Genomic DNA, 26,911 nt, shown 5'->3' with positions numbered 1-26,911 from the left:
TCACCTTTCAATGATTTCGGTCAGCATGCGCACCACCCCCTGCTGCCAGTGCGGCAAGGTCAGGCCCAGTGCATGTTGGATCTTGCTCGTGTCCAGACGCGAGTTCAACGGTCGTCTGGCCGGCGTCGGATAGGCGCTTGTGGAGGTGGCCAGCACGGCATCCGGGGCAATCTTCAAGGGCACGCCCTTGGCGCGAGCCCATTCAATCACGAAACGGGCGTAATCGTGCCAGTTGGTCTGGCCACTCGCAACGAGGTGGTAGAGCCCGGCCAGTTCAGGCTGACGGCGCACAGCCATGATGGCATGCGCGGTGACGTCGGCCAGCAGATCTGCGCCGGTTGGCGCACCGATCTGATCGTTGATCACTTTCAGCTCATCACGCTCGGTGGCCAGACGCAACATGGTCTTGGCAAAGTTACCACCTCGCGCTGCGTACACCCAGCTGGTACGCAAGATCAGGTGGCGGCAACCGCTGGCCTGGATGAGCTGTTCGCCCTCGAGTTTGGTCTGCCCGTAGACGCTCAGTGGCCCCGTTGCGGCATCCTCGGCTCGCGGTGCATCGCCGCTGCCATCGAACACATAGTCGGTGCTGTAGTGCACCAACAGCGCGCCCAGACGGGCGGCTTCGCCCGCGATGACACCTGGCGTGGTGGCATTCAGCAGGCGCGCCAGTTCGGGCTCGCTCTCGGCTTTGTCCACCGCCGTGTGAGCGGCAGCATTGACAATCACATCGGGCTGAAGCAGGCAAATCAGCTCGACCAGATCATCCGGCTTCGCGAAATTGGCGCGCAGATGCGGCGCGGCAGCAGGCCCCAGGGAGTCATGATCGAACGCGTCGAGATGCCCCAGCGGCACCAGGGCTCGCTGCAACTCCCAACCAACCTGGCCACCTTTGCCTAGAAGAAGGATCTTCATCAACGCCCCGCGTAGTTCTGTGCGATCCAGTCGCGGTAGGAGCCCGAACGCACGGTGTCGATCCAGGCGTTGTTCTCCAAGTACCAGTTCACGGTCTTGTTGATGCCGGACTCGAAAGTCTCGGCCGGTGCCCAGCCGATCTCGCTTTGAATCTTGCGCGGATCGATGGCGTAGCGGCGATCGTGGCCCGGACGGTCCTTCACGTAGGTAATGAGGCTTTCGTATGGGCTGCCATCGGCGCGCGGGCGCAGTTCATCGAGCTTGCGGCAGATCGTGGTCACCACATCGATGTTCTTGATCTCGTTGATGCCACCCACGTTGTAGGTTTCACCCGTGCGGCCCTTTTCCAGTACCTTGCAGATGGCTTCACAGTGATCGCGCACGTACAGCCAGTCGCGGATGTTGAGGCCATCGCCATACACCGGCAGAGGCTTGCCTTCCAGTGCATTGAGGATCATCAGCGGGATCAACTTCTCAGGGAAGTGATAAGGGCCGTAGTTGTTGCTGCAATTGGTGGTCAGCGTGGGCAGGCCATAGGTATGGTGATAGGCACGCACCAGGTGGTCGCTTCCAGCCTTGCTGGCCGAGTAAGGGCTGTTGGGCGCGTAGGGCGTGGTTTCGGAGAACGCAGGGTCGGTATCAGACAGCGATCCGTAAACCTCGTCAGTTGAGACATGCAGGAAACGGAAAGCCGCTTTCTCCGCTTCGGCCATCTGCCCCCAATACTGGCGGGTTTCTTCCAGCAGACTGAACGTCCCCACCATATTCGTCTGAATGAACTCACCCGGCCCATGAATGGAGCGATCCACATGGCTTTCTGCGGCGAAGTGCAAGATGGCGCGCGGGCGATACTGACTCATGGCCTGCCTTACGGCTTCACGGTCGGCAATATCGGCTTGAAGCAAGGTGGCGCGACCGGATTTCAGGTGATCGGCAATCGTGTTCGGATTGCCGGCGTAAGTTAGTTTGTCGAATACGACAACAGGCTCCAGCGCGTTCAGTCCCAAGCTGGTCTGCCGCTCGAACCAATGGTGAACAAAGTTGCCACCGATGAAACCGGCGCCGCCTGTAATCAGAATCATATTGGGTTGCTCCGTGCTCGGACCATGTGCATCAAACCATGCATTATGCAGACCCCCGCCCTGGATATGGCACCTGCAAGGCGACAACACGCCAGACTGAATGCCCGACAATCTCGCCATGAGCAAAGTACTGGTTACCGGCGCGGCCGGATTCATTGGCATGCACGTATGCCTGTCGCTGCTCCAGCGCGGCGACACCGTCATCGGCATCGACAACCTCAATGACTACTACGATCCGCAACTGAAAAGAGACCGGATCGCCCATATTGCATCGCAGCGCCCCGGCGCGCCTTTCCGGTTCGAGTTGCTGGACATCGTCGATAACGCGGCCCTGCAAAACCTGTTCGACCAGGAGCAGTTCGATGGAGTGGTGCACCTGGCTGCCCAGGCCGGGGTTCGTTATTCACTGGAGAACCCCCACGCGTACGTGCAATCCAACCTCGCTGGCTTCGTCAACGTGTTGGAAGCCTGCCGCCACCATCAAACAGGCCACCTGGTTTATGCCAGCAGTTCCAGCGTATACGGAGGCAATGTGCGCATGCCCTTTTCCGAGCAGGACGCGGTCGACCACCCCGTGAGCCTGTACGCGGCCACCAAGAAGGCCAACGAGCTGATGGCGCACACCTACAGCCATCTTTACGGTTTGCCCACCACCGGCCTGCGGTTCTTCACGGTGTATGGCCCATGGGGCCGCCCTGACATGGCTCCCATGCTGTTCACACGAGCCATCCTGGCTGGTGAGCCCATCAAGGTGTTCAACCACGGCCAGATGCAACGCGACTTCACCTACATCGACGACATCGTCAAAGGGGTGATCGCCACCCTGGATCGCCCCCCGCAGTCGCAACCAGACTTCGACCGCGAGAACCCCAGCGCGGCCTCCTCCTGGGCGCCCTACCGGGTTTTCAACATCGGCAACAGCGAACCCATTGCCTTGATGGATTTCATCCAGACCCTGGAGCGCGCGTTGGGCTGCAAGGCCAGGCTGGATCTGCAGCCCATGGCCCCAGGCGATGTGGCCGCCACCTATGCCAATGTGGATGCCCTGGCCGAATGGACGGGAACGCGCGGCCACACTGATCTGGCCACGGGCATCAACCATTTCACATCGTGGCACCAAGCCTACTTCAAGGGTTAGCACCGGGCGACCATCGCCTCAAAATGACCACCGCCCCCTTGTCCTAGGGGGCGGAGTAGCCCTCACATCGTTACATCAAGCAACAAAAGCCAAGCCCCAGACTCAGGCTCCAGCCTACGATTAATGGCAATCGATACGAGTGAGGGCAAGCATGAACGGTATCTGGCGGTGGGCGACACTCTTGCTGTGCAACACCTTGGCGATCTTCGTGGTGGGCTGCGTACCAGACACAAGCAGCGACAAACCACAGGATCGGGCGCAAGCCACCCGTTTCCTCGCCCAAGCCACCTTTGGCCCGGATGAAATCAACATCAACCGCCTGATGTCGATCGGCTACGAGGCGTGGATTGACGAGCAATTCGCGCTTCAGCCTGGCTTCACATTCCGGGAGTTCATGACCCGCAGGAATGCGGAGATCAAGGCCGACAACCCCGGCACGGCCACAGCGCAAGCAGGACCGGCGCAAATCATCGAGGCTTTCTACACGCGCGCCTTGCTCGACAACGCCCAATTGCGAGCCAGGTTGGCTTTTACCTTATCCGAAATTTTCGTGATCTCCCTGAACGATGAGGGCCTTGCCGTTCGCGCGCCAAACAAGGTTGCCGGCTACATGGACATGCTGGATGCCAACCTCAACGGCTCCTACCGTGAGCTGCTGGAAGCGGTGACCAAGAGCCCCGCCATGGGGCACTACCTCACCTACCGAGGCAATACCAAAGAGGCACCAACGCTTGGACACTTCCCGGACGAGAACTACGCTCGAGAGGTCATGCAGCTGTTCTCCATCGGGCTGTACGAACTCAACCTGGATGGATCCAACAAGTTGGACGCCCGAGGCAAACCAATCGAAACCTACGCCAGCAACGACATCAAAGGACTCGCCAAAGTTTTTACAGGCTGGTCTGACTACAGAGGGGCGGCCTACGCTGGGATAGCCGACAGCCTGTGCATCATGGACGCCCCGGCCTGCAAGGACCCGGAAGCGGGCTATCACCCCATGATGGCGTTTCCTGCCTATCACTCCACCTCGGAAAAAAGTTTCCTGGGCATCACGATCCCGGCCCAGGATCCGCCCGACCCTCAGGACAGCCTGACCAAAGCCCTGGACAGACTGGCGTCCCATCCAAACACCGCGCCGTTCATTTGTCGACAGTTGATACAGCGATTGGTGACCAGCAACCCTTCGCCCGATTACGTGGCCCGTGTTGCGCAACGGTTCTTGAACACGGGCGGCAACATCAAAGATGTCGTCAAAGCGATCCTGCTCGACCAGGAAGCCCGCAGTCAGGATGCGTTGATCAATCCCAAGCAGGGCAAGTTGCGTGAACCCATACTTCGACTGACCAGCCTGCTAAGGGCATTCAATCTCTCAAGTCCGACCCTGTCCGTCTCCTCATCTTTGCTGGACACCGCAGGCACGACAAGAATCCCATACGTGTCGATCGGGAACACAAGCGATGCCAACTCCTGGGGCCAAACACCCCTTTATGCCCCATCGGTTTTCAACTTCTTCAGGCCTGGTTACGTTCCCCCTCAAAGCCAGCTGGGCAGTGCAGGTCTGGTCGCCCCTGAACTGCAGATTACCAACGAAACCACGGTGACCGGTTACGTCAACGCGGTACTGGATCTGCTTGCCAACGGCATCGGCCCCAGCAGCGTGGCAGACACCGATGGCCGCTGCGGCGCATTCACGCCTCAAGTCCAGCAATACATCCTATCCCTGGACAGCAAGGTGGCTGCCAACAAGGCGCTGCAGGATGCCGCCGTGACTTGCCAACTGGAAACCATCCCGCAACGCAATGTCACACTGCAACTCATCGAGCAGCGGGCCATGGCGCACGACGCTGGCACATTGGCTCAACACGTGGCAGATCGACTCCTGGGCGGCACCATCAGCGATGGGCTCCGGCAGAACGTCATCAGTGCACTCGACACAGTACCCGTGCCGCAACCTGATGGCACGCCGACCAACGGACAAGCCATCAACAGCGCGCTGGACAAGCGCGTCTGGACGGCCATCGCCATGGTGGCGGTGTCACCTGAGTTCCTGATGATCAAGTGAGATGCAGATGAAACCGATCAACCGCCGACAATTTCTGCGCCACACATCCTCACTGGGCGCCATGGGTGCTTGCGGCGCCTGGCTGACCAATCTGGCTGCGATTCAGAACGCGTCGGCCCAATCCAGCAACGCCGATTACAAAGCGCTGGTATGCATCTTCCTGGCTGGAGGCAACGATGCACACAACACAGTCATTCCCGTCGATGAGATTTCATGGCGCTGCTACAGCGCCTCCCGCGACCCAGCCGTGATGGCGCAAGTTGCCGGCATCGTCGCACCTGACAATGTTGTGTCCATCGCGCTCAACAAGGCCAGCCTGCTGAACATCAACCATCGCAACAGCCTGAACCTCAATACTGGACGCAGCTTCGCGCTGCACCCGCAACTCAAACGCATTCAGGCGCTCTACAACCAATCTTCCGCCGCCATCGTGGCCAATGTGGGGCCGCTTGTGCAGCCCACCACCAAGATTGACCTGCTGGACGACTCGTTCCCGCTGCCGCGCAAGCTGTACTCCCACAACGATCAGACCGCCACCTGGCAGTCCTTCGAGCCAGAGGGGGGGCTGGGTGGCTGGGGCGGGCTGCTGATGGACCGCCTGTCGAGCCTCAATACCAACAAGACCTTCAGCGCGATTGGCGTTGACAACAATGCCGTGTGGCTCAATGGGCAAACCACCATGCCCTATATGTTGGGATCCAGCGGTTTTCAGCTCATGGCGGGCGGCAACGGTCAAACCTTTGGCAGTGATGCGATCTACAGGGCTGTACGTAGCGCGGCATCCACCAACTACACCGCTGACTTGATCACTGGCGACTACCAACGGGTCGTCAGTCGCGCCCTGGACAGCGAATCCGCGCTCAAGCAAAACCTGCCCGCCGCCTCCCTCTTGCCCTGGGGGACGCCCGGCAGCACGTCTCAAGCAGACCCCTTGCTGCGCTACACCAACCCCAACGATGGCAGCAACCAGTTCAACTCGTTGGCGCTTCAACTGCAACTGGTCGCCCGGATGATCTCTGCACGCAGCGGCAGTGGCATCGGGGCCAAGAGACAGGTATTCATGGTGTCGCTAGGCGGGTTTGACACCCACAGCGATTTGCTGCGTCAGCACGGCAACCTCATGGCCAAACTCGACCATGCGGTCGACTACTTCCAGAAGTGTCTGACCCAGATGCCGGGCGGCGACATGCGCTCGCAAGTCACCACCTTCACGGCATCCGAGTTCGGCAGAGCTCTGGTCAACAATGGCGACGGCTGTGACCACGGCTGGGGGGGGCATCATTTCGTCATTGGTGGCGCCGTCAAAGGTGGCGAGGTCTATGGGCGATATCCGCAATTCAGGGCCTTTGACGGTGACGGCGAGTTTTTCAGCGATCAACTGCTCAGAGGTGGCGTACTCCTGCCCGAGATATCTGTCGACCAGGTGGTCTACACCCTCGGCAAATGGATGGGACTCTCGGACGACGAGTTAAGCGGCACGTCTTCTGGCAACCCCTTGGCCCCCAACATAGGCAACTTCGATGCCTCATTCAAGGACATCGGGTTCATGGCCTAATATCAACGACCGAAATCCGTCTGCGTCTGTCAAAATCCGACTGATTTCACAACAAACAGCCTCACACCATGAAAGTATCAGTTGTTGGCACCGGCTATGTGGGCCTGGTGACAGGCGCATGTCTGGCCGAAATGGGCAACGATGTGCTCTGCCTGGACGTCGACCCCAACAAGATCCGGATTCTGGAGGAGGGTGGGATCCCCATCCACGAGCCCGGCCTGGACAAGGTGGTCGAGCGCAACGTCAAGGCAGGCAGGCTCTCGTTCACGACCGACATCGCCCGCGCCGTGGCGCACGGCACCATCCAGTTCATCGCCGTGGGCACGCCCCCCGATGAGGACGGGTCCGCCGACCTGCAATACGTGCTGGCAGCCGCCCGCAACATCGGCCGCCTGATGACCGACTACAAGGTCATCGTCGATAAGTCCACCGTGCCCGTGGGTACCGCCGACAAGGTGCGTGCCGCTGTGGCCGACGAGCTGGCCAAGCGTGGCAGCGACGTGCAGTACGCCGTCGTCTCCAACCCCGAGTTCCTCAAGGAAGGCGCGGCCGTGGACGACTTCATGCGTCCGGACCGCATCGTGGTGGGCGCCGATGACGAGCAGGCCATTTTGCTGATGCGCGCGCTCTACGCCCCCTTCAACCGCAACCACGAACGCCTGATCGTGATGGACGTGCGCAGTGCCGAGCTGACCAAGTACGCTGCCAACGCCATGCTGGCCACCCGCATCAGCTTCATGAACGAGCTGGCCTTGCTGGCCGAGAAGATGGGCGCAGACATCGAACAGGTTCGCCTGGGGATTGGCTCCGACCAGCGCATCGGCACGCACTTCCTGTACGCGGGCTGCGGCTACGGTGGCAGCTGCTTCCCCAAGGATGTGAAGGCCCTGATCAAGACTGCCAGCGGCGAAGACCAGGAACTGCTGGTCCTCAAGGCTGTGGAAGACGCCAACGAGCGCCAGAAGACCGTGCTGGTCAACAAGGTCGTCAAGCGCTTTGGTGCCGATCTGACGGGCAAGCACTTTGCTGTCTGGGGCCTGGCCTTCAAGCCCAACACGGACGACATGCGTGAAGCCACCAGCCGTGTGGTGCTGGCCGAACTGTTCCAGCGCGGCGCCACCGTCACGGTCTATGACCCTGTGGCCATGCCGGAAGCCAAGCGCATCTTTGGCGACGAGCCTCGCCTGAAGTACGCCGACAGCCCGAATGCTGCACTGCAAGGCGCCGACGCGCTGATCATCGTCACGGAGTGGAAGGAATTCCGCAGCCCTGACTTCGAGAAGATCAAGTCCAGCCTGAAGACGCCGGTCATTTTCGACGGCCGCAATCTGTACGAGCCCGCGCTGGTCAAGCAGGCCGGCCTGAGCTACGACAGCATCGGTCGCGCCAGCGTCCAGGCCTGAGCGCCGCCCAGGGTGGCCGTCAACGGCCACCCGCGGCGGGCAGCGTGATGATGAATCGGCTGCCCCCGCCCTCACGGGCTTCGCACCGCACCTGACCGCCATGCCGCTGGGCAATCTGGCGAACCAGGCTCAGCCCCAGGCCCACGCCACCGGCATGCTCGGCATGACCAGGCAGGCGGTAGAAGGGCTCGAAGATGCGGTCCCGTTGCTCATCAGGCACGCCTGGCCCACGATCACACACGCGGATCTCGATGTCCTTGGCGCCATAGGCCAGTTCCAACTGGATCTGTGCCCCGCCATAGCGGCGCGCGTTCTCCAGCAGGTTGCGCACGGCACGTCGCAACAGACGGTCATCGCCCTGGTAGGGCTCCTGTTTCTGCGCACTGTCGTCGGCCAGCACCTCTGCGTCTACCCGCAAGGCCTCTTCCGTCACCAGTCCCAGCAGATCCACCGGACCGCGTTCGATCTGCGGGCGGGCGTCCAGCCGGCTGGCCAGCAACACCTCCTCGACCAGGGCATCCAGCTCGCGGATGTCCTGATGGATCTCCTCCTTGAGCTGGGCGGCGCGCTCTGGCGGCATGTCGCCCATGATGGACACGGCCATCTTCAAGCGAGCCAGTGGCGAGCGCAGTTCATGGCTCGCGTTCGCCAGCAGATTGCGATTGGAGGTGATCAGGTCTTCAATGCGCTGAGCGGCCTCATTGAAGCTGCCGGCCAGCGCAGCCACTTCATCCTTGCCTTCCACCGCAACCCGATGGGCCAGTTGACCAGATCCAAAAGCCTCCACACCATTGCGCAAAGCCTGCAAACGCCGGGTCAACCTGTTGGCGACAGGCCAGGCACCCACTGCCACCGCCACGAACAGCAGGAACAGCGAGAGAATCAGCGCCGGCACGCCGTGAGCCTGCGAGTTGGGCAACATCCATGCAAACGGCGCAAACCAGGGCTGCACCTGTGGCCGGGGCGGTGGCATGGGCGGTTCATGCGGCCCCATGGGTGCAAATGGCCGCTCTGACATGGGCGAACCCGCAGGGCCGCTCTCACCGCCCGGCCCGCCAGGCCGCCCACCTGGCTCATCCGATGCACCCGGCCTCAACGCGTAGGGAGGCCCGTTGAAGCCCCCACCTCCACGCACGCGCCCACCCAGACCGGGGCGCATGATCCACAGCACGCGGCCGTCTGACAAGCGCGCTTGCTGCAAGCGTTCGCGCGACTCCGGCCACCGTGCCAGGCGATCCTCCAGAATGGGCGAGGTCGCAATACGGCGCCCCTTGGGGGTGTCCAGCGCCATTGGCAAACGCAGTCGGTCAGCCCAGTCCAGAAACACGCGAGCCTGCTCAGTCTCCGGTTCGGTCACTGCTGGCAAGCTGTTTTCGAGCAACTCACCCCAGGCCGCCGCGCGTTCCTGCCATACCGCCATGGACTGCACCTGGGTGCGTTCGTGCTCCATGTTGTGCTGCGCCAGCCACCCTGAGACCAGGGCAAAGACCAGCAAGACCATCACGACGGTCAGGTAGATGCGCAGCGCCAGCGTCTTCATGGGGTATCGACGTCGGCGTCCTGTTTCTTGGCAAAGACATACCCCACGCCGCGCACGGTCAGAATGCGACGCGGCTCCTTGGGATCGTCCTCGATCGCGGCGCGGATACGCGAGATGTGCACGTCGATGGAGCGGTCAAAAGCTTCCAGCGGATGGCCTTTGAGCGAGTCCATGATCTGGTCTCGACTGAGCACGCGACCGGGGTGCTGCGCCAGCACGGACAGCAGGTCGAACTGGTAGGACGTCAGATCGCAGGCCTTGCCATCCAGGCGCACCTGGCGCAGGCCAGCGTCGATTTCCAGGCGCCCGAAACGCCATACGTCATCGTCTTCGGCCACCGGCCCGGTGCGGCGCAGGAGCGCACGCAAACGGGCGAGCAATTCACGTGGCTCGAAGGGTTTGGGCAGGTAGTCATCTGCCCCGATCTCCAGGCCGACGATGCGGTCGGTCGGCTCGCCCCTGGCGCTGAGCATGAGCAAGGGCAGGCTGCGCGTCTTGGGTGCGGCTCGCAGTTCCTTGCACAGGTCCAGGCCGTCGCCATCGGGCAGCATCAGATCCAGCACCAGCGCATCGCAGGCCTGGCGCGCGAGCATGTCACGCCCCGCCGCCAGGGTCGGTGCATTGGACACCTGGTAGCCATGGCTGCGCAGGTAATCACCGACCATGGCGCTCAGGCGCAGGTCGTCGTCAATCAGCAGGATGTGCTCGCTCATATCCGGCATTGTCGCGCGCTCCATGCTCATTGCTCCACGGGTTGTCGCTCGGATGCGCCGCCGGGCTTGCCAGGGCCGCCATGGCGATGTCCGCGACGCATCATGTCTTCATGCCGCTTTTCCAGCTGCCTGGCCACAATGGTGCGCTGCTCGGGCGTGAGCACATTGCCCACGTCCAGCATGGCTTGCAGCATGCGCTTGCTGACCTTATCGTGATGTGCCTGCATCTGCTGGCGCAGCTTTTCCGCCGCAACCGCATCGATCTTGGGGGCAGCCCACAGTTTCAAGCCCTGTTCGTGCAGGCTCTTGCCTTCTTCATGCAGCGCCTTCAGGTCAGACTGCGCTTTATCCACGAATTGCTTGATCTGGGTGCGCTGCACCTCCGAGACCTTGGCATCGTCCAGCAGGCGCTGCAGATGGCGACCACCAAAGGGAATCCCGCTCATGTCGGCGCCACCGGCCCCCGTCGTGCCCATGCGATGCGCCGGCATGCGCGAAGCAGGCTCGTCGCCACCCGCCCAGGCACTGATGCTCAGGACCACGGAGGCCGTGGTGGCAGCGATCAATGCACCCAGGGCCCAGCGCCGCTTCTGTGAAGAGTGGACTGGGGCTGCGGGAGTGGGGCTGTGAATCTCATTCATGACGATTTCTCCGTTGTTGGCGGGCCTTGCCATTCGGTGAGGCCATGACGTCATGATGAGGACGAGGGGTAAAGCGGCTGTGGCGCCAGGGTAAAGATGTGTGAACCTTGAAAAGACAAAAGCCCGCTGCCGGGAAGGCAAGCGGGCTGTGTCATTGGCGGAGAGGGTGGGATTCGAACCCACGGTACGTTATTCACGTACGCCTGATTTCGAGTCAGGTACATTCGACCACTCTGCCACCTCTCCTAAACTGGTGCGCTCGTGGTCAACGGCGTAGCCCGCAACTATAACAGGTTTTCCAGCCCTGAAACCACCATCAAAGTGCAAGTACTTCGAGGCCGCCCATGTAGGGCCGCAAGGCCGCCGGAATCCTGACGGATCCGTCAGCCTGCTGGTGGTTTTCCAGCACGGCCACCATCGCGCGGCCCACGGCCAGGCCGGAACCATTGAGCGTGTGCACCAGCTCGTTCTTGCCCTGGGCGTTCTTGAAGCGCGCCTGCATGCGGCGAGCCTGGAAGGCCTCACAGTTCGAGCAGGAGCTGATTTCACGGTAGGTGTTCTGGGCAGGCAGCCACACTTCCAGGTCATAGGTCTTGGTGGCACCAAAGCCCATGTCACCCGTGCACAGCGACATCACGCGGTAAGGCAACTCCAGCTTCTGCAGGATGGCTTCAGCATGGCCCACCATCTGCTCGAGCGCTTCGTAGCTCTGCTCGGGCGTGGTGATCTGCACCATCTCAACCTTGTCGAACTGATGCTGGCGGATCATGCCGCGTGTGTCGCGCCCGGCGCTGCCTGCTTCCGAGCGGAAGCAAGGCGTATGGCCCGTGAGCTTGATGGGCAACTGGTCCATCGGCAGCACGGTGTCAGCCACCGTGTTGGTCAGCGTCACCTCTGATGTCGGGATCAGGTACCACTTGCTGTCCGAAGCCTCACCATCACCCGAGGTGACATGGAACAGGTCCTGCTCGAACTTGGGCAACTGCCCCGTACCCTGCAGCGCCTTGGCCTGAACCAGGTATGGCGTGTAGCACTCGGTGTAGCCGTGCTCCTGCGTCTGCGTGTCCAGCATGAACTGGGCCAGTGCGCGATGCAAGCGGGCGATCGGGCCACGCAGGAAGGTGAAGCGCGAACCGGACAACTTGGCGCCGGTTTCGAAATCCAGGCCCAACGGGGCCCCCACGTCCACGTGGTCCTTGGCCTCGAAGGCATAGGTCTGAGGCGTGCCCCAGCGGCGCACTTCCACATTGCCGGATTCGTCCGAACCCACCGGCACGCTCTCGTGCGGCAGATTGGGCACAGCCAGCAACATGCCGGACATCTCGATCTGGATGACGTCCAGGCGCTCGGCGCTGGCCTTGAGCTCATCGCCGATGCCTCCCACCTGCGCCATCAAGGCCGACGTATCTTCACCCTTGCTCTTGAGCCCGCCGATCTGCTTGGACAGGCTGTTGCGCTGGGACTGCAACTCTTCCGTGCGCATCTGGATGGTCTTGCGCTCGGCCTCCAGCTCGCGAAAGCGGGCTTCGTCCAGGAAAGGTTGCGGCGTCTTGCGCTTGGACAGGCCAGCGATCACGCTGTCGAGGTCTTTGCGCAGCAGGGCGATATCGAGCATGGTGTGTAGAGAGAAAGGTTTGATGTACTTGACTGCGTAGCTTACCGCGCAGTGTTGACGGTTCGGTGGCGGGCCAAGCCGCATCCACCGGCGATTCAGGCGTTCAGAGCATGCGCGCTGTCAGGAACCCGTGCGTTCGGAAGGCAAGGGCCGATCCAGGCCCGTGCCACCCAGGCCCTTGGGCAGTGGGAAGCGCACATGCTCTTCCACGCCCTGCATGCGGCGCACCGAGACGGCACCCAAGGCACGCAGGCGATCGATCACTTGCTGCACCAGCACGTCCGGCGCCGATGCGCCAGCGGTCAAGCCGACGCGTGCATGGCCATGGAGCCAGGCTTCCTGCAGATCTGCAGGGCTGTCGACCATATAGGCCGGCGTGCCCAGGCGCTCGGCCAGTTCGCGCAAGCGGTTGCTGTTGGAGCTGGTCGGGCTGCCCACCACGATCACCACATCCACCTGAGGTGCCATCAGCTTGACGGCATCCTGCCGGTTCTGGGTGGCATAGCAGATGTCTTGCTGTTTGGGCTCGCGAACCTGTGGGAAGCGCACCTTGATGGCAGCCAGAATCGCGGCGGCATCATCAACCGACAAGGTGGTCTGCGTGACCACGGCCAGGCGAGAAGGATCCGTCACCTGCACGTGGGAGACATCTTCCTCGTCTTCCACCAGATAGATGCCATCTGACAGCTGGCCCATCGTGCCTTCGACCTCAGGATGCCCCTTGTGGCCGATCATCAGAAACTCATAGCCCTCACGGCGCAACTTGGCCACTTCGATGTGGACCTTGGTCACCAGCGGGCAGGTCGCGTCGAACACCGTGAACCCTCGCTCATCGGCTTCACGACGCACATCCTGGCTGACACCGTGGGCGCTGAAGATCAGCGTGGCACCAGGCGGCACCTCGGCGAGGTCTTCGATGAAGATGGCGCCCTTGGCCTTGAGGTCATTGACCACATAGGTGTTGTGCACGATCTCGTGGCGCACGTAGATGGGCGCACCGAACTGAGCCAGGGCCCGCTCGACGATTTCAATGGCGCGGTCCACGCCGGCGCAAAAGCCGCGTGGCTCGGCCAGCAGGACATCCTTGACTTCACTCATGGTGGTCGAACTCATGCGCACTCACAGCACGCCAATCAACTGCACCTCGAAGGTGACAGGCTGACCGGCCAGAGGGTGGTTGAAATCGAACAAGGCCCACTCGCCGCCTTCATCCATCTCGCGCACGACACCGGCAAACCCACCCTGCCCATCCGGCGTCGGGAACTGGACCACATCGCCCACGCTCCAGGTCTCATCGGGGTCGCCCAGTTCGCGCAGCAGGCTCATGGCCACTTTCTGGATCATCTCCGGGTTGCGCGGGCCGAAGGCCTCGCCGGGCTCCAGCGCGATGGTGGTACGCGTGCCTTCGGCCAGGCCGATCAAGCGCAACTCCAGCGCAGGCGACATCTCGCCCGAGCCCACGGACAGCGTGGCAGGCTTGTCGTTGAAGGTGTTGACCAGGTCCTCACCATCCGGCCCGGCCAGGCGGTAGTGCAGTGTCAGGAAGGAGCCAGGGGCGACGGTAGGGACAGCGTTGGTCATGTTCAGGTCCACAACATCCTGCGAAAGATTCGCAAAGCCCACTTCAGGGGGCCCCTTTCAGAAGGATGGGGATGGGATTGGAGAAAACGACAATTTTAGGATTGAGAAGCACATCCAGGGAAAGAAAGACCATGAAAGACATGCCTTTGGCGCTGCGGCCGCGCGAAAAACTGCTTTCAATGGGGCCCACGGCCCTCGCGGACGCCGAATTGCTGGCCCTTTTGCTGCGCACGGGCATGAAAGGCCTGGGCGTTTTGCAACTGGCGGAAAAAGTGCTGCAGGATCTGGGCGGCCTCAGCGGCCTGCTGCAGGCCCACCCCCAGCAACTGAGCAAGGTCAAGGGCCTGGGACCGGCCAAGCGGGCCGAACTGCTGGCCGTCATGGAGATGGCCCGGCGCAGCATGACGGGCAGCCTGCGCACACAACCCGTGTTCACCTCGCCGCAACTGGTCAAGGACTATCTGCAGATGCGGCTGGGCGCCCTGCCCCATGAGGTTTTCGCGGTGCTGTTTCTCGACGCGCAGCAAAAACTGATTGCCTGCGAGGAACTGTTCCGCGGCACCCTGACGCAGACCAGCGTCTACCCCCGCGAAGTGGTCAAGCGCTCGCTGGAGCTCAATGCGGCGAACCTGATCCTCGCGCACAACCACCCATCAGGCGCCCTGGAGCCCTCGCGTGCAGACGAACTGCTCACGCAAACGCTCAAGAGCAGCCTGCAACTGGTGGACGTGCGCGTGCTGGATCACCTGGTGGTGAGCCGCCACGGCGCCGTCTCGTTCGCCGAACGTGGTTTGATGTAATTTCGAAACGCGGGTTTTCGCAGCCTGCTGATACAGGTCAAGGGGGCCAGGAACGTCTTGATATTGATGTAGGCTTGCACCCCGTGAGCCACGCCAACAAGCCTTCCGCCAACACCACGCTGCGCGACTTTGCTGACTTGAAGCGCGCGCTGAACAATGCTGCCAAAGAGGCGGCTGCGCGTGCGGAAAAGGAAAAGGCCGAGCGAGCCAAACGCGATGCGGCTCAACGCAGCCAGGAAGCGGACAGCGCCCTGTTCAAGAAGGCTGTCGGGCAGGTCAACGCGCTCCCCTCGTCTGACCGTGTGACCCATCAGACCGCCAAACCCAAACCGATACCAGCCAGCCGCCAGCTCGACGAAAAAGCCGTACTGCAGGAGTCGCTGTCTGACGAGTTCGACGTGGAAAGCCTGCTGGAGACGGATGAAAGCCTGTCGTGGCGTCGGCCGGAGCTCGGGGTGGATGTCGTGCGCAAACTACGCCGCGGCGTCTGGGCGCTGCAGGCCGAACTGGATCTGCATGGCATGCGCACGGACGAAGCCCGCGTGCAAACCTCCGGCTTCCTGCGTGAAGCGCAGCTCAAGGGCTTGCGCTGCGTGCGCATCGTGCATGGCAAGGGGCTCGGCTCGCCGGGGCGCCAGCCCGTGCTCAAGGACAAGGTCAAGCGCTGGCTGGTTCAAAGCGACCGCGTACTGGCCTTCGTGCAGGCGCGAGCCGATGAAGGCGGTATCGGCGCCCTGATCGTGCTGCTTCAACCGGGCAAGTCAGGCCCATCGCCCTCCAACTAAGGGCTTCCCCCAGGATGCGCAGATGGCTAGACTCGTGAATTAATCACGTCAAGCTACAGGCCCTCAAAGCCACCTTCGCTCATGACCTTGTCTGTCGCACTCCGCCCCGCCGCACGTTCGGCCATGATGGTCGCACTGGTTTGCGCCTGGCCGCTGGCCCATGCCGCAGATACTTCCGCCATCGTGAACACACCCAACGGCGCGTACGAAGAATTGCGTTTTTACACGCCCGGCAGCAGCATCCCCACCAATGTGGGCAGCGCACAAGGCAGCAGCAATCTGTGTACCTCTGGCGCAAACGCCGGCCAAGTCTGCGCTGAAACGCTGGGCTTCCAGTCGATCACAGCCGGTCTGGTGACCAGCTATGGCTATTCGGAAACGGCGGCCACCCCGGTGATGTACCAGAACCTCACGCCGAGCTATGCCGGACTGGGCGTAGCTTCCTTGAATGGCGCCGGCATCAGCAGCGATACCAGCGTGGATCAGGCTGAAGGCTTCTCCCTGCTGTTCGCCAATCCGGTCGAGGTACTGGGCTTCACCTTCTTTGACGTCAACCACCAGGCCTTTGCGCCTGGCAGCGCCCCCACCCTCCAGCTGATCGTGGACGAGCACAACTACACGATCAACGCCGCTGACACGTCCTTGCTGTCGAGCATCAAGGGCAAGGAATTCACCTTGCTGGGCGGGGCCACGTCCTACTACCTGGGCGCCGTGCGCATCGCGGCTGCCGTGCCGGAAGCCTCGACCTGGGCCTTCATGGGCCTGGGCCTGGCCGGCATCGTGCTGGCCAGGCGCCGCCAACGCCGCGGCTGATCAACAGCCATGGGCACCACATCGGCGCCCATGCGGACAAGACGGCTTCAAACGCCCTTGTTGCGCATCCAGTCGGCGGTCTGGAAGAAGGCCTGATGCAAACGAGCTGCCAGATTCGGCTCGACCTCCAGTTCGTTCATGGCCTGCATCATGCAGGCCAGCCATTGGTCGCGCTCCTTGATGCCGATTGAAAACGGCAGATGGCGCGCGCGCAGCCTGGGGTGCCCGAAACGTTCGATGTAGAGGCTGGGGCCGCCCAGCCAGCCACTGAGGAACCAGTAGAGCTTGTCGCGGGCATCGTTCAGTGAGGGCCCGTGCGCCTGACGCAGCTCCACATAGCCCGGCTCCAGGTCCATCAGGTCATAAAAGCGGTCCACGAGTGCACGCACACGGGCATCGCCACCCAGCAGCTCATAGGCCGTGGGTGCATTCAAGTCGTCTTGGTCTTCAGATTGCGCCATGGCGGCACTGTAATGCAGGGCTCAATCCCGACTGGTTTCCGGGCCCGACAGCAAACAGCTCAGTTGCGCGCCAGCAAACGCGTGGCCACCTGCACCACGCCTTGCGATGCGGCGCTGCCCGGGTGCAACTCCAGCACCAGTTGGCGCTTTTGCACGGCTTCTCGCACGCTGTTGTCCTGCGGGATGTCGCCCAGGTAGCTCAGCTTGGGTGCCACACCATTGGCGTTCTGCACAAAGCGTTCGACCACCTGCTGCAACTGGTTGCAGATCGTGCGGCCATCACCCGAGCGGCCCACCTGGTTGACCACCAGATGCAACTGCTCGCGCGATTGCTGCGTGGCCAGCACCTTGATGGTGGCGTAGGCGTCGGTCATGGACGTCGGTTCCGGCGTGGCCAGCACGATGACCTCATGCGCCATGGACACCGCATACAACACCACATCCGAGATACCGGCACCGGTGTCGATCAGGATCACGTCAAAACGGGGTTTGACGGCCTCGAAGATGGTGACCAGTTGATCACGCACTTCCGGCGTCAGGCGCGAGTACTCGACCAGCCCAGAGCCGGCCAGCAGCACCGAAAAGCCGCCGGGTGCAGGCAGGATGGCCTCTTCCAGTTGCGCCTTGCCGGTGAACACATCGTGCAAGGTGATCTTGGGATAGAGGTTGAGCACGACGTCCAGATTGGCCAGACCCAGGTCGGCGTCCAGCACCAGCACCTTGAGCCCCTGGCGAGCCAGCGCGGCAGCCAGGTTGGCGCTGAAGAAGGTCTTGCCCACGCCGCCCTTGCCGCTGGTGATCGCCACTGTGCGGGCGAGCCGGACCGGGGTTGCGGGGGTGGAGTTTGCTGGTGCAGACATGGACGCCATCATTCTGTGGTTTTCGGCACGAGATCACCCGCACCTGAGTCCGAAATTGGGTCAAATTGCCCGAAGCCTGAAAACAACATGCCCTTCTCCTCGGCACTGACGACCGTGAGCGGCGGCATGTCCAGGCAGGTGCGGTTACGCCCCTCGGACTTGGCCCGGTACAACTGCTGATCGGCGCGTTCGCTCCAGAAGGCGGGCGTGGAACGCACCCATTGCGGCGCAAAGGCCCCGCCGATGCTGACCGTGACGGACAACTGCTGCCCGCCTACGATGGCCACAGGCCGCGCGGCCACTTTCTGACGAATGCGCTCGGACACGGTCTGACCGAAGGCGGGTGGGCAATTGGGCAGGATGATGGCAAATTCCTCGCCGCCCACACGGGCGACCAGGTCCATGGGTCGCACACAATCCTGCAGGCACGCTGCCACCGATTTGATGACCTCGTCCCCGGCGGCATGCCCCCAGGTGTCGTTGACTTTCTTGAAGTGATCGATGTCGGCCACCAGCAGCAAGGCCGGTTCGCCATTGCGGGCCACACGGTCGACCTCTCGGGCGATCGCCCCTTCAAACTGCCGACGGTTAGCCAAGCCCGTGAGTGCATCACGGCTGGAGACATCGCACAAGCCGTCGATCACGGCCTGCAGCCATTCGGTGGTGCCTGGCTCCAGATCAGACGGTGTCGCCCAACCGGCCTGAGCCAGCAGGTTCAAAGCCTTGTCCAGACGCAGACCACCCAGCAGGGCGTCGTCGTCATTCCAAGCCATGGACGCGGTGTCGATCGAATTGATGGCAGGGCTCCACACGGGCGAATAAATCACTGCGCTCTAGTCTAGCAGTCCTGTTACAGGCCAAGGCCAGAGAAAACCTGCAATCTCCCACGATCTCATCGTTTGCACGACAGCCACACAAGGCACGCTCAAGCTTGTCCACATCCGTGACGATAAGACAGAGCGGGCCGAACCGGCCTTGCGTTCACCTTTCGTGATCTGACATGAGCACAGCCACCGACTCCTTGAACCTGGTCACCGACCGTGAGTTCGACTTCCACCCTCGGGACTTCGCCCGGGTGCGTGCGCTCATCTATGAACGCGCGGGCATCAGCCTCCACGAAGGCAAGCAGGCCATGGTGTACAGCCGCCTGTCGCGCCGATTGCGTGAAACAGGTCACAACTCGTTCGAAAACTACCTGAAGTGGCTGGAAAGCGGCACGGCCTCGACCCAGGAGTGGCAGGAGTTCGTCAACTGCCTGACCACCAACCTGACCTCCTTCTTCCGCGAAGAACATCACTTCCACACGCTGACGGAATGGCTGCGCGCGCGTAATGGTCAAGCCACACGCATCTGGTGTGCGGCAGCCTCGACCGGTGAAGAGCCCTACTCGCTGGCCATGACGGTGGCCGAGACCATGGGCCTGCATGCCCCTGTGAAGATCGTCGCCAGTGACATCGACACCAATGTGCTGGCCACTGCCTCCCGCGGCGTGTATGAAGCCAATGCGCGTGGCCTGACGCCACAACATTTGCGCAACTACTTCCTGCGCGGCAAAGGCGGCAACTCGGGCAGCATCCGTGTCAAGCCTGAACTGGCCCGCATGATCGAGTTCCGCCCCTTCAACCTGATGCAGACGAGCTGGCAACTGGGGGATCCGTTCGACATCGTGTTCTGCCGCAACGTGATGATCTATTTCGACGCGCCGACGCAGCGCAAAGTGCTGGAACGCATCCATGGCGTCATGAAACCGAAGGGCATGCTCTTCGTAGGCCACTCCGAGAACTTCACGGAATCACGCGACCTCTTCTCCCTCAAAGGCAAGACGGTTTATGACAAGGTTTGACTTCGGCAGGTGACAAGGACTCATCGATGATCAGCAGCCCTCCCCTTAGCGCCAGCCGTACCGGTACACCGCCGCCCGTTGCCTCCGGCATCGGCAACGCACCGATCCTGGGTCAGCGCACGGACCGCCTGATGAAGCTCAAGGCCCGCGTTGCCAAGCCCGGCGAAGCCTCGTTCTTCTTCTACGACGCGCACTTCAAATCCGAAGCCGTCAAGATCCTGCCCGGCGAATACTTTGTGTTCGACGAAGACCTGTTGATCATGACCACACTGGGCTCGTGCATCGCCACCTGCCTGTGGGATCGGCAGGCCAAGATCGGCGGCATGAACCACTTCATGCTGCCTGACAACGGTGGCAGCGGCGCCGACTCCGGCCGCTACGGTTCCTACGCGATGGAACTGCTGATCAACGAAATGCTCAAGATGGGTGCCTCGCGCATGACCATGGAAGCCAAGGTCTTCGGCGGTGGTGCCGTGATCAGCGGCATGAACAGCATCAATGTGGGCGAACGCAATACCGCCTTCGTGATGGACTACCTCAAGACCGAACGCATCCCCGTCGTGTCCAAGGACGTGCTGGAGATCTACCCACGCAAGGTCTGCTTCCTGCCGCACAGCGGCAAGGCCATGGTCAAGCGCCTGGCCCCGACCAATCCGGAAGCCATCGTTCAACAAGAGCGCATGGCAGCCCAGAAAGTGGTGCCCGTCAGTACCGGCGGCGGCTCCATCGACTTGTTCTGATAGCGGAGAGAGACATCATGGCCAAGACCCGAGTGATCGTTGTGGACGACTCCGCACTGGTTCGCAGCATGCTGACCGAGATCATCAACCGCCAGCGCGACATGGAGTGCATCGGCGCCGCCGCCGACCCGCTGGTCGCACGCGAGATGATCCGCAACCTTAACCCCGATGTGATCACGCTGGACGTGGAAATGCCCCGCATGGATGGCATCGATTTCCTGTCCAAGCTGATGCGCCTGCGCCCCATGCCGGTGGTGATGGTGTCGACGCTGACCGAGCGCGGTGCCGATGTCACCTTGAAGGCACTGGAGCTGGGCGCCATCGACTTTGTGGCCAAGCCCAAGATCGGGGTGGCCGATGGCCTCAAGCTGCTGGCCGATGACATCACCGACAAGATCCGTGTGGCCTCGCAGGCCCGCATCCATCGGCTGCAGGTACCGCCAGCGGCAGGTGCGCCGGGCACCCCTGCTGCTGCAGGGGCCGCCAAGTCGGCCGCACCGGTTGTCAGCGCCAGCCTGGGTCGCCTGTCCACGGAAAAGATCATCTTCATCGGCGCTTCGACTGGGGGCACAGAAGCCACCAAGGAAGTGCTGATCACCCTGCCGGCGGATTCGCCTGCTGTGGTCATCACCCAGCACATGCCACCCGGCTTCACACGCAACTACGCCAACCGCCTGGACGGGCTGTGCAAGATCAGCGTCAAGGAAGCGGCCGATGGCGAGCGCATCCTGCCTGGCCACGCCTACATTGCACCGGGCGGCATGCACCTGAGCGTGGAGCGCTCGGGCGCCAACTACATTGCCCGCGTGAAGGACGGTGACCCGGTCAACCGACACAAGCCCAGCGTGGAAGTGCTCTTCCAATCAGCCGCGCGCACCGTGGGGCCCAATGCCATTGGCGTGATGCTCACCGGCATGGGCGCCGATGGTGCCAAGGCCATGCGCGAGATGCGCGATGCCGGCGCCTATTGCGTGGCGCAGGATGAGGCCAGTTGCGTGGTGTTCGGCATGCCACGCGAAGCCATCGCTGCGGGTGCCGTCAACGAGGTGCTGCCGCTCAACAAGATCACCGCGCACCTGATGGACCACCTGCGTGCCACCGTGGGCCAGGCGCTCAGCCGCGTCTGAACCCAGGCGAGGTCAAGCGAACGCGCATCAGGGCCGGCCGACGAAAAGCATCAGCGTCGGCCCCACGACCGGGCTGTGAACGATGGCCCCATACACCGGACCGAAGGCTGTGTCTGCACCCAGATACAGACTCAGTCCGGTTCTCTTTTTGCCCCGCCCGATCTCTTCAGGCCGCTCCCAGGCATTGCCCACCTCGAAGCTACTGCCCAGGAACAGGCCACGTGTGAGCGCCATGTCGGTCAGGCGCAGCTGATAGCCCAGACGCAGCATGGCAATTTGCTGACCACTGACTTGGAAGGGCCCATAACCCGACAGCATCTGAAAGCCGCCCAACCCATAGCGCGGGATGTCCGGGCTCACGCCATCCGACATGCCCAGACGGCCGAAGACATTGAAGGTATGGGCACCCCAGGTTTGCACCCGCTGACCTTGCAGTTCCAGATGGCGCACACGCCCCTCGGGCCGTGTCGAGTCACCCCGACGCAAGCTGCGGCCCTGCATCCAGTTGCCCTCCAGGCGCCAGCCATGCGTGGGAAAGAAGGCGTGATCCAGTTGATCGAACACCATCTTGATGCGCCAGCCTCGTTCACGCCAGCGGTCCACCCCTTCAGATGCCATCGTGGTACCACGAGAGGCCATGTAGTTGGCCGAGGCCAGCGTAGGCGCATCCCGCCAGGCTTCGTCCACCAGCCCCAGGCGCCATTCACCCAGCTCGCGCCAGTTGGCGCCCACGTCGAGGTTGTAGCTGGTGAGGCTGCGCTCTACCTGCGCATCCTGTTCGCCGTCCGGATCAATGTAGTAGGCCAGCGAGCGCCGCTGCGTCAGCAGGCTGCCTGACATGAAACCACTCAGGCCATCGGGCAGACGCCAGTTCGTGGGCCGGTACAACTCGGTGCCCAATGCAGGCGCCGTTCCCAGACGCAGGAAGTTGCGCCATTCGGTGCCGGATTTATCCAGCCAGTGACGGTTGTGCACCAGCTTGAGGTTGAAGGCACTGCGGCCGCGGTTGTCGGCGCTGAAGTCCAGCCCCATCTGAAGATAGTCGGGGCCCCAGGTCTTGTCCTTGAGGGCAAAAACCAGCCCCTCCTGGCCGTCCGGCGTGCGTACCAGACGGTAGTCGGTGCCCTGGTAATCGCCCGATGCGGCCAACACGGTGACGTCGCGCTCAGCCTTGGCCACATCGAACACCTGACCAGGCTGGGTCAGAAGGATGTCGGAGCGCTCGTCAGGGTGGGTCAGCTGAGAACCCTCGAAGCGCACGAAGGTCAAGGGCACGGCTTGTGCCTGCCGTTTGACACGCCGGGCCTTCCACTGCGCGTAGTCCGCCTCGCTGAGCTTGAGGTCCTGCATGCGCAGCACCATGGCTTCAGCCTGCAACTCGCCCTGGTTCATGAACTCCGGCGCGCGGTTGAAGTCGGCGGCGGTCATGCCCTCCAGCGTGGGCGCAATGAGCACGTCCTGTGGCGTCAGGGCGGCCAGCGACTGCCGCACGTTCTGCTCGGTCAGGATGTTGATCATCTGCGCGGTCACGCCAGTCAAGGACGACAGCGTGTCCCGCCTGGCCAGCGGCGTGCCGATGTTGACCACGATGAGCCGCTCGGCGCCCAGCTGGCGCGCCACGTCTACCGGGGTGTTGTTGACCAGGCCACCATCACCCAGGATGCGGCCATTGACCTCGACCGGAGCAAACACGCCTGGCACGGACATGCTGGAGCGCAGCGCCGTGGCCAGATCGCCGTCTTTCAGCGTGACGGCCTGGCCCGTCTCCATGTCCGTGGCGACGGCCCGAAACGGCGTGGGCAGGTCATCAAAACTCTTGATGTGGCGAGCCGACAGGGTCAGTCGCCGCAGATGCGACTCCAGCCCTCGGCTGGACACCGAGCCCACGGGCGCCTTCAGGCCATCGGCCCCCACCCCCACCTCCAGCAGCGGCGAGACCTCGAAATCCTGCTCCTTGCGACGCTGGGACAACTCGCGCCGGTCGACACGGCTGGCAAACACATTGTCCCAATCGAGCTTGCGGACTTCGGCTTCCACGTCTACAGCCGACATGCCGCTGGCATACAAGCCACCGACGATGGCCCCCATGGAGGTCCCGGCAATCACATCCACCGGAATGCGTTCACGCTCCAGCACCTTGAGCACACCCACGTGCGCCAGACCACGCGCACCACCGCCCGACAGCACCAGACCGATGCGGGGGCGCTTGAGCTCCGCCACGGTCACCTTGCTGCCGGCTTCCTGACCTCGGGCTGGCATGAGCGCGGCCAGGCAGCACAGGCTCAGCAGCACCGTGCGCGTGGCGCGGAAAGACAGGATGCGAATCGCTTGCATCCGCCTATTGTGCCGCGTCAAATTCTTCATACCCCCTGGGGCTTCCAAGCGAAGCCCTTGATATGGATCAGAGCCAGCCCGCCTCAACAGGCGTCAGATAGAGGCTGTGATTTGAACGGAGAACAACCATGCACGCCTGGAACGACTTCCTCACTACTGACTATGGCCTGATGAGCTTGGCCGTGATTGCCTTCATGTTCGTCATGCTCGGCTACATCTATCACTATGTGGCCAAGCATGTGAAGGAAGACACCGAGAAGCACGACCGACTGGTGCGTGAAGCACACGGCGGCTGATCAAACAAACTGGCCTGCGCCCTCTGAGAAGGTACGCAGGCCATGGCCATGTCACGCGGCGATGGCGGGAGCTTGGAGGCCACCCGCCAGATCGCTGTTATCGACCTCTACCGCTCGTCACCGCATTTGCGCGATGATGCGCTCAATGTGGTGCTCGGCAAAAGCGGCGGTCGACAAGGCCGGGTTCGCCACCAGCGAGTCCGGGAACATGGCTGAGTCCATCACATACATGCCCGGGTAACCCTTCACCTCACCCACATCGTTCGTGGCCAGGCCCAGCGGGCAACCACCGAGCGGGTGGTAGGTGGCGTTGTCACCCTCTGTCTTGCCGCCAAACCAGCTCCTGTTGTAGGTGGCACCGTTGACCTTGTTGACGCGGTCATACACGGCATGCGCGCTGGTGACGGGCTCGGTCTTGGCACTGCTGGACCATTGCAGCACAGCCTGCTTCGACGTGGCGTCGTAGGCGAACTTGCCCAACTCCGGCGTCTGCGTCATGGTGATGTGCGCGGTGCTGAACAGATCAATCCCCAGCGGGATGGAAATGTTCATCGAGTACACCTGCTGGTTCCTGTGATCCAGGGCATCAATGCCGGTACATGGCAGCACGGATGTCTTCGCGCCTGTGGACTGGTAAACGTTGCGGACCATGAAGATCTCGCCGTTGGAGCTCCAGCGCGTGCCCACATGTTCATTGAGGTTGGGCAAGGTGCCCGTGGCGCGGCACTTCACCAGCAACTGCGTGGTGCCCATGCTGCCGCCACCCAGGAACAGGCGATCGCAGCTGATCGTGCGTGTTGACAGCACCGTGCCCACCGTGTCGATCTGCTTGGTGGACACGTAATAGCGACCATCGGCACCACGCGTGATCGACGTGGCTTCGGTCATCGGCTGAATGCGCAACAACCCCGTGCCCATGGCATCGGCGATGTAGTTCTTGTCCAGGCTGCTCTTGCCGTAGTTGTTGCCAAAACCGCCCTCGCCGCCCAGCGCCGACTTGGGCACCGTACCGGCTTCTTCCTTTTCCATATAGGCCATGTCATAGCCCGAATCCAGCGAGCGCCAGGGGATGCCTGCCTTGGCGGCCTGCGTACAGGCCACGCGCGCGAACTTGTGATAAGGGCTGGCCTGGAAGTAGGCGGGGCGGATCTTGTTGGCGCGCAGGCCCTTGAGTGCCCGCGGGTAATAGACGTTGTACATCTCGTCGATGTTGATGCTGGCCGGCATGGTGCGCTGCAGCGTCTCGCGATACGGCGTGATCAGCATGGCCAGGTTCACCAGCGAACCACCACCCACACCACGCCCCAGGTACACGTCCATATTGGGCGAGGAGACCACATCCAGGATGCCAGCTGACACGGGGGTCTTCAACAAGGTGTTGATCGGAATGATGCCGGCGATGGTCGAGAACACCGCCGTGACGTGATCCTTGAACCACATCGAGCGATCGTCTGGCGAGAAAGGCTTGCAGAAAATCTTGCCATCTTTGCCAGGCGTGTCCCACAAGCGGCCCATCTCCAGCATGGTCACGCGCTGCCCGGCCTGCGTCAGACGCAAGGCCGTCACCGCACCGCCGTAGCCCGATCCGATGACGAGGTTGGGCACGTATTCGTCGCTTTGAGCAGCGTAGGCATCCTCGGCCATCATCAGGCCCAAGGCCGTCGCGCCAGACGCACCCGTGGTCAAGGCGCGCATGGGCAAGCCCACGCTGCTCAGGCCCAAAGACCCACCTACAGCCAGCACACGTTGCCCCCATTGGCGGCGACTCAATTTCTTGTCGTTTGTCATGATCCGGTTCACGTTCCAGTTGATGATGAATCGATGATAGGGATCGACGTCAGGCCGCCCATTGGCTTTGCCGGCCACGTATTGACTGGGTCCATCAAGCATCGGGTAATTCTGGATACAGCGCGCCACCCCGAATCGGTGGGGCACTCTGGCGTTTACCCTAGGCACACAAAAGACAATGCCCACCAGACCGAAGCCTGGTGGGCATTGAAAGCCTTGAGCTGGACGCAGCCGAAGCCGCGTCCGGACACATTACATGCCCATGCCGCCCATGCCACCCATGCCGCCCATGTCAGGCATGCCGCCAGCTGGGGCGTCATCCTTGGGGGACTCGGAGATCATGCACTCGGTGGTCAGCATCAGCGACGCCACGGAAGCGGCGTTCTGCAGTGCAGTACGGGTCACCTTCGTGGGATCCAGGATACCCATTTCGATCATGTCGCCGTAGGTGTCGTTGGCAGCGTTGAAGCCGTAGGTGCCCGAACCGTTCAACACGGCGTTGACAACCACGGAGGGTTCGCCACCGGCGTTGCCCACGATTTCGCGCAGAGGGGCTTCGATGGCCTTCAGGACCAGCTTGATGCCGGCGTCCTGGTCAGCGTTGTCGCCCTTGATGGCGCCAGCAGCTTGCTTGGCACGCAGCAGCGCCACGCCACCACCAGCAACCACGCCTTCTTCCACAGCAGCGCGGGTAGCGTGCAGGGCGTCTTCAACGCGGGCCTTCTTTTCCTTCATTTCGACTTCGGTGGCAGCGCCAACCTTGATCACGGCCACGCCGCCAGCCAGCTTGGCCACGCGTTCCTGCATCTTTTCACGATC

General features: G+C 62.3%; 25 protein-coding genes and 1 tRNA gene. 11 read left to right on the top strand and 15 right to left on the bottom strand.

Features of this window, described 5'->3' with window-relative positions:
* The gene (rfbD, locus tag HY836_RS11675; RefSeq protein ID WP_290676325.1) at positions 1 to 915 is read right to left on the bottom strand and encodes a dTDP-4-dehydrorhamnose reductase; all 915 of its coding nucleotides are present in this window, start codon (positions 913 to 915) and stop codon (positions 1 to 3) included.
* Positions 915 to 1,997 carry a dTDP-glucose 4,6-dehydratase gene (rfbB, locus tag HY836_RS11670; RefSeq protein WP_290676324.1) on the bottom strand — a complete coding sequence of 361 codons (1,083 nt, stop codon included), beginning with the start codon at positions 1,995 to 1,997 and terminating at the stop codon, positions 915 to 917. Before rfbB ends, rfbD begins: the two co-directional genes overlap by 1 nt.
* Positions 1,998 to 2,115: 118 nt before the next feature.
* Between rfbB and HY836_RS11665 the strand changes: the two genes are divergently transcribed.
* The 4 genes from HY836_RS11665 to HY836_RS11650 all read left to right on the top strand — a co-directional run bounded on the left by HY836_RS11665 (position 2,116) and on the right by HY836_RS11650 (position 8,155).
* A complete protein-coding gene (locus HY836_RS11665; protein ID WP_290676323.1) occupies positions 2,116 to 3,135 on the top strand; it encodes an NAD-dependent epimerase in 1,020 nt (339 codons plus the stop codon).
* A gap of 151 nt (positions 3,136 to 3,286) precedes the next feature.
* The gene (locus HY836_RS11660) at positions 3,287 to 5,197 is read left to right on the top strand and encodes a DUF1800 domain-containing protein (RefSeq protein ID WP_290676322.1); all 1,911 of its coding nucleotides are present in this window, start codon (positions 3,287 to 3,289) and stop codon (positions 5,195 to 5,197) included.
* Between the two features lie 7 nt (positions 5,198 to 5,204).
* Positions 5,205 to 6,752, top strand: a complete 1,548-nt coding sequence (locus tag HY836_RS11655; protein ID WP_290676321.1) for a DUF1501 domain-containing protein — start codon at positions 5,205 to 5,207, stop codon at positions 6,750 to 6,752.
* A 68-nt stretch (positions 6,753 to 6,820) separates the two neighbouring features.
* A complete protein-coding gene (locus HY836_RS11650) occupies positions 6,821 to 8,155 on the top strand; it encodes a UDP-glucose/GDP-mannose dehydrogenase family protein (protein ID WP_290676320.1) in 1,335 nt (444 codons plus the stop codon).
* A 19-nt stretch (positions 8,156 to 8,174) separates the two neighbouring features.
* Here the strand turns inward: HY836_RS11650 and HY836_RS11645 are convergent, their stop codons facing one another.
* The 7 genes from HY836_RS11645 to HY836_RS11615 form a co-directional block, all read right to left on the bottom strand.
* Positions 8,175 to 9,695: a HAMP domain-containing sensor histidine kinase gene (locus HY836_RS11645; RefSeq protein ID WP_290676319.1), complete on the bottom strand. Its 1,521-nt coding sequence runs from the start codon at positions 9,693 to 9,695 to the stop codon at positions 8,175 to 8,177.
* On the bottom strand, positions 9,692 to 10,408 hold the full coding sequence (locus tag HY836_RS11640; RefSeq protein WP_290676342.1) for a response regulator transcription factor: 717 nt from the start codon (positions 10,406 to 10,408) through the stop codon (positions 9,692 to 9,694). The genes HY836_RS11645 and HY836_RS11640 overlap by 4 nt, the downstream gene beginning before the upstream one ends.
* 26 nt (positions 10,409 to 10,434) lie before the next feature.
* A complete protein-coding gene (locus tag HY836_RS11635) occupies positions 10,435 to 11,049 on the bottom strand; it encodes a Spy/CpxP family protein refolding chaperone (protein ID WP_290676318.1) in 615 nt (204 codons plus the stop codon).
* A gap of 155 nt (positions 11,050 to 11,204) precedes the next feature.
* Positions 11,205 to 11,295 (bottom strand) — tRNA-Ser (locus HY836_RS11630).
* 70 nt (positions 11,296 to 11,365) lie between these two features.
* Positions 11,366 to 12,664 carry a serine--tRNA ligase gene (gene serS, locus HY836_RS11625; RefSeq protein ID WP_290676317.1) on the bottom strand — a complete coding sequence of 433 codons (1,299 nt, stop codon included), beginning with the start codon at positions 12,662 to 12,664 and terminating at the stop codon, positions 11,366 to 11,368.
* Positions 12,665 to 12,784: 120 nt separating this feature from the next.
* Positions 12,785 to 13,762: a 4-hydroxy-3-methylbut-2-enyl diphosphate reductase gene (ispH, locus tag HY836_RS11620; RefSeq protein ID WP_290676341.1), complete on the bottom strand. Its 978-nt coding sequence runs from the start codon at positions 13,760 to 13,762 to the stop codon at positions 12,785 to 12,787.
* 21 nt (positions 13,763 to 13,783) lie between these two features.
* A complete protein-coding gene (locus HY836_RS11615) occupies positions 13,784 to 14,245 on the bottom strand; it encodes an FKBP-type peptidyl-prolyl cis-trans isomerase (RefSeq protein WP_290676316.1) in 462 nt (153 codons plus the stop codon).
* A gap of 131 nt (positions 14,246 to 14,376) precedes the next feature.
* On the opposite strand from HY836_RS11615, the gene radC reads away from it, so the two are divergent.
* The 3 genes from radC to HY836_RS11600 all read left to right on the top strand — a co-directional run bounded on the left by radC (position 14,377) and on the right by HY836_RS11600 (position 16,643).
* Positions 14,377 to 15,045, top strand: a complete 669-nt coding sequence (gene radC / locus HY836_RS11610; protein WP_290676315.1) for a DNA repair protein RadC — start codon at positions 14,377 to 14,379, stop codon at positions 15,043 to 15,045.
* An 83-nt stretch (positions 15,046 to 15,128) separates the two neighbouring features.
* On the top strand, positions 15,129 to 15,830 hold the full coding sequence (locus HY836_RS11605) for a Smr/MutS family protein (RefSeq protein WP_290676314.1): 702 nt from the start codon (positions 15,129 to 15,131) through the stop codon (positions 15,828 to 15,830).
* A gap of 81 nt (positions 15,831 to 15,911) precedes the next feature.
* The gene (locus HY836_RS11600; protein WP_290676313.1) at positions 15,912 to 16,643 is read left to right on the top strand and encodes a PEP-CTERM sorting domain-containing protein; all 732 of its coding nucleotides are present in this window, start codon (positions 15,912 to 15,914) and stop codon (positions 16,641 to 16,643) included.
* Positions 16,644 to 16,690: 47 nt separating this feature from the next.
* On the opposite strand, the gene HY836_RS11595 is transcribed toward HY836_RS11600, so the two are convergent.
* From HY836_RS11595 to HY836_RS11585, 3 genes are read right to left on the bottom strand one after another with little or no spacing between them, the layout of a single operon-like run.
* On the bottom strand, positions 16,691 to 17,104 hold the full coding sequence (locus tag HY836_RS11595; protein WP_290676312.1) for a group II truncated hemoglobin: 414 nt from the start codon (positions 17,102 to 17,104) through the stop codon (positions 16,691 to 16,693).
* Positions 17,105 to 17,163: 59 nt separating this feature from the next.
* Complete coding sequence (locus HY836_RS11590; protein WP_290676311.1) at positions 17,164 to 17,964, bottom strand: MinD/ParA family protein; 801 nt, start codon at positions 17,962 to 17,964, stop codon at positions 17,164 to 17,166.
* A gap of 8 nt (positions 17,965 to 17,972) precedes the next feature.
* The gene (locus HY836_RS11585; RefSeq protein ID WP_290676310.1) at positions 17,973 to 18,737 is read right to left on the bottom strand and encodes a GGDEF domain-containing protein; all 765 of its coding nucleotides are present in this window, start codon (positions 18,735 to 18,737) and stop codon (positions 17,973 to 17,975) included.
* A 227-nt stretch (positions 18,738 to 18,964) separates the two neighbouring features.
* On the opposite strand from HY836_RS11585, the gene HY836_RS11580 reads away from it, so the two are divergent.
* The 3 genes from HY836_RS11580 to HY836_RS11570 all read left to right on the top strand — a co-directional run bounded on the left by HY836_RS11580 (position 18,965) and on the right by HY836_RS11570 (position 21,674).
* Positions 18,965 to 19,807, top strand: coding sequence for a CheR family methyltransferase (locus HY836_RS11580; protein ID WP_290676309.1), 843 nt, complete (start codon positions 18,965 to 18,967; stop codon positions 19,805 to 19,807).
* Between the two features lie 131 nt (positions 19,808 to 19,938).
* A complete protein-coding gene (cheD, locus tag HY836_RS11575; protein WP_290676340.1) occupies positions 19,939 to 20,547 on the top strand; it encodes a chemoreceptor glutamine deamidase CheD in 609 nt (202 codons plus the stop codon).
* 17 nt (positions 20,548 to 20,564) lie between these two features.
* The gene (locus HY836_RS11570) at positions 20,565 to 21,674 is read left to right on the top strand and encodes a chemotaxis response regulator protein-glutamate methylesterase (protein ID WP_290676308.1); all 1,110 of its coding nucleotides are present in this window, start codon (positions 20,565 to 20,567) and stop codon (positions 21,672 to 21,674) included.
* A gap of 27 nt (positions 21,675 to 21,701) precedes the next feature.
* Here the strand turns inward: HY836_RS11570 and HY836_RS11565 are convergent, their stop codons facing one another.
* The gene (locus tag HY836_RS11565; RefSeq protein WP_290676307.1) at positions 21,702 to 24,008 is read right to left on the bottom strand and encodes a patatin-like phospholipase family protein; all 2,307 of its coding nucleotides are present in this window, start codon (positions 24,006 to 24,008) and stop codon (positions 21,702 to 21,704) included.
* A 128-nt stretch (positions 24,009 to 24,136) separates the two neighbouring features.
* Between HY836_RS11565 and HY836_RS11560 the strand changes: the two genes are divergently transcribed.
* Positions 24,137 to 24,304 carry a DUF3149 domain-containing protein gene (locus tag HY836_RS11560; RefSeq protein WP_290639647.1) on the top strand — a complete coding sequence of 56 codons (168 nt, stop codon included), beginning with the start codon at positions 24,137 to 24,139 and terminating at the stop codon, positions 24,302 to 24,304.
* 117 nt (positions 24,305 to 24,421) lie between these two features.
* Here HY836_RS11560 and HY836_RS11555 read toward each other — a convergent pair whose 3' ends face one another.
* Positions 24,422 to 26,194, bottom strand: coding sequence for a GMC oxidoreductase (locus tag HY836_RS11555; protein ID WP_290676306.1), 1,773 nt, complete (start codon positions 26,192 to 26,194; stop codon positions 24,422 to 24,424).
* A 150-nt stretch (positions 26,195 to 26,344) separates the two neighbouring features.
* Positions 26,345 to 26,911, bottom strand: a 567-nt coding sequence (locus HY836_RS11550) for a TCP-1/cpn60 chaperonin family protein (RefSeq protein ID WP_290676305.1), incomplete at its 5' end; no start/stop codon positions are given.

The sequence above is a fragment of the Aquabacterium sp. genome, assembly GCF_016234775.1.
GTDB lineage: Bacteria > Pseudomonadota > Gammaproteobacteria > Burkholderiales > Burkholderiaceae_C > Aquabacterium.
This window is presented reverse-complemented; position numbering and strand designations above follow the sequence as displayed.

Excerpts from the sequence above, each read along its gene's own strand:
- serS (WP_290676317.1), bottom strand. The coding sequence starts at position 12,664 with ATGCTCGATATCGCCCTGCTGCGCAAAGACCTCGACAGCGTGATCGCT.
- rfbD (WP_290676325.1), bottom strand. The coding sequence starts at position 915 with ATGAAGATCCTTCTTCTAGGCAAAGGTGGCCAGGTTGGTTGGGAGTTG.
- HY836_RS11650 (WP_290676320.1), top strand. The coding sequence starts at position 6,821 with ATGAAAGTATCAGTTGTTGGCACCGGCTATGTGGGCCTGGTGACAGGC.
- HY836_RS11555 (WP_290676306.1), bottom strand. The coding sequence starts at position 26,194 with ATGCTTGATGGACCCAGTCAATACGTGGCCGGCAAAGCCAATGGGCGG.
- HY836_RS11635 (WP_290676318.1), bottom strand. The coding sequence starts at position 11,049 with ATGAATGAGATTCACAGCCCCACTCCCGCAGCCCCAGTCCACTCTTCA.
- HY836_RS11615 (WP_290676316.1), bottom strand. The coding sequence starts at position 14,245 with ATGACCAACGCTGTCCCTACCGTCGCCCCTGGCTCCTTCCTGACACTG.
- HY836_RS11585 (WP_290676310.1), bottom strand. The coding sequence starts at position 18,737 with ATGGCTTGGAATGACGACGACGCCCTGCTGGGTGGTCTGCGTCTGGAC.
- HY836_RS11640 (WP_290676342.1), bottom strand. The coding sequence starts at position 10,408 with ATGAGCGAGCACATCCTGCTGATTGACGACGACCTGCGCCTGAGCGCC.
- HY836_RS11570 (WP_290676308.1), top strand. The coding sequence starts at position 20,565 with ATGGCCAAGACCCGAGTGATCGTTGTGGACGACTCCGCACTGGTTCGC.
- cheD (WP_290676340.1), top strand. The coding sequence starts at position 19,939 with ATGAAGCTCAAGGCCCGCGTTGCCAAGCCCGGCGAAGCCTCGTTCTTC.
- HY836_RS11580 (WP_290676309.1), top strand. The coding sequence starts at position 18,965 with ATGAGCACAGCCACCGACTCCTTGAACCTGGTCACCGACCGTGAGTTC.
- HY836_RS11655 (WP_290676321.1), top strand. The coding sequence starts at position 5,205 with ATGAAACCGATCAACCGCCGACAATTTCTGCGCCACACATCCTCACTG.
- radC (WP_290676315.1), top strand. The coding sequence starts at position 14,377 with ATGAAAGACATGCCTTTGGCGCTGCGGCCGCGCGAAAAACTGCTTTCA.
- HY836_RS11665 (WP_290676323.1), top strand. The coding sequence starts at position 2,116 with ATGAGCAAAGTACTGGTTACCGGCGCGGCCGGATTCATTGGCATGCAC.
- HY836_RS11645 (WP_290676319.1), bottom strand. The coding sequence starts at position 9,695 with ATGAAGACGCTGGCGCTGCGCATCTACCTGACCGTCGTGATGGTCTTG.
- HY836_RS11595 (WP_290676312.1), bottom strand. The coding sequence starts at position 17,104 with ATGGCGCAATCTGAAGACCAAGACGACTTGAATGCACCCACGGCCTAT.
- HY836_RS11565 (WP_290676307.1), bottom strand. The coding sequence starts at position 24,008 with ATGCAAGCGATTCGCATCCTGTCTTTCCGCGCCACGCGCACGGTGCTG.
- ispH (WP_290676341.1), bottom strand. The coding sequence starts at position 13,762 with ATGAGTGAAGTCAAGGATGTCCTGCTGGCCGAGCCACGCGGCTTTTGC.
- HY836_RS11560 (WP_290639647.1), top strand. The coding sequence starts at position 24,137 with ATGCACGCCTGGAACGACTTCCTCACTACTGACTATGGCCTGATGAGC.
- HY836_RS11590 (WP_290676311.1), bottom strand. The coding sequence starts at position 17,964 with ATGTCTGCACCAGCAAACTCCACCCCCGCAACCCCGGTCCGGCTCGCC.
- rfbB (WP_290676324.1), bottom strand. The coding sequence starts at position 1,997 with ATGATTCTGATTACAGGCGGCGCCGGTTTCATCGGTGGCAACTTTGTT.
- HY836_RS11660 (WP_290676322.1), top strand. The coding sequence starts at position 3,287 with ATGAACGGTATCTGGCGGTGGGCGACACTCTTGCTGTGCAACACCTTG.
- HY836_RS11600 (WP_290676313.1), top strand. The coding sequence starts at position 15,912 with ATGACCTTGTCTGTCGCACTCCGCCCCGCCGCACGTTCGGCCATGATG.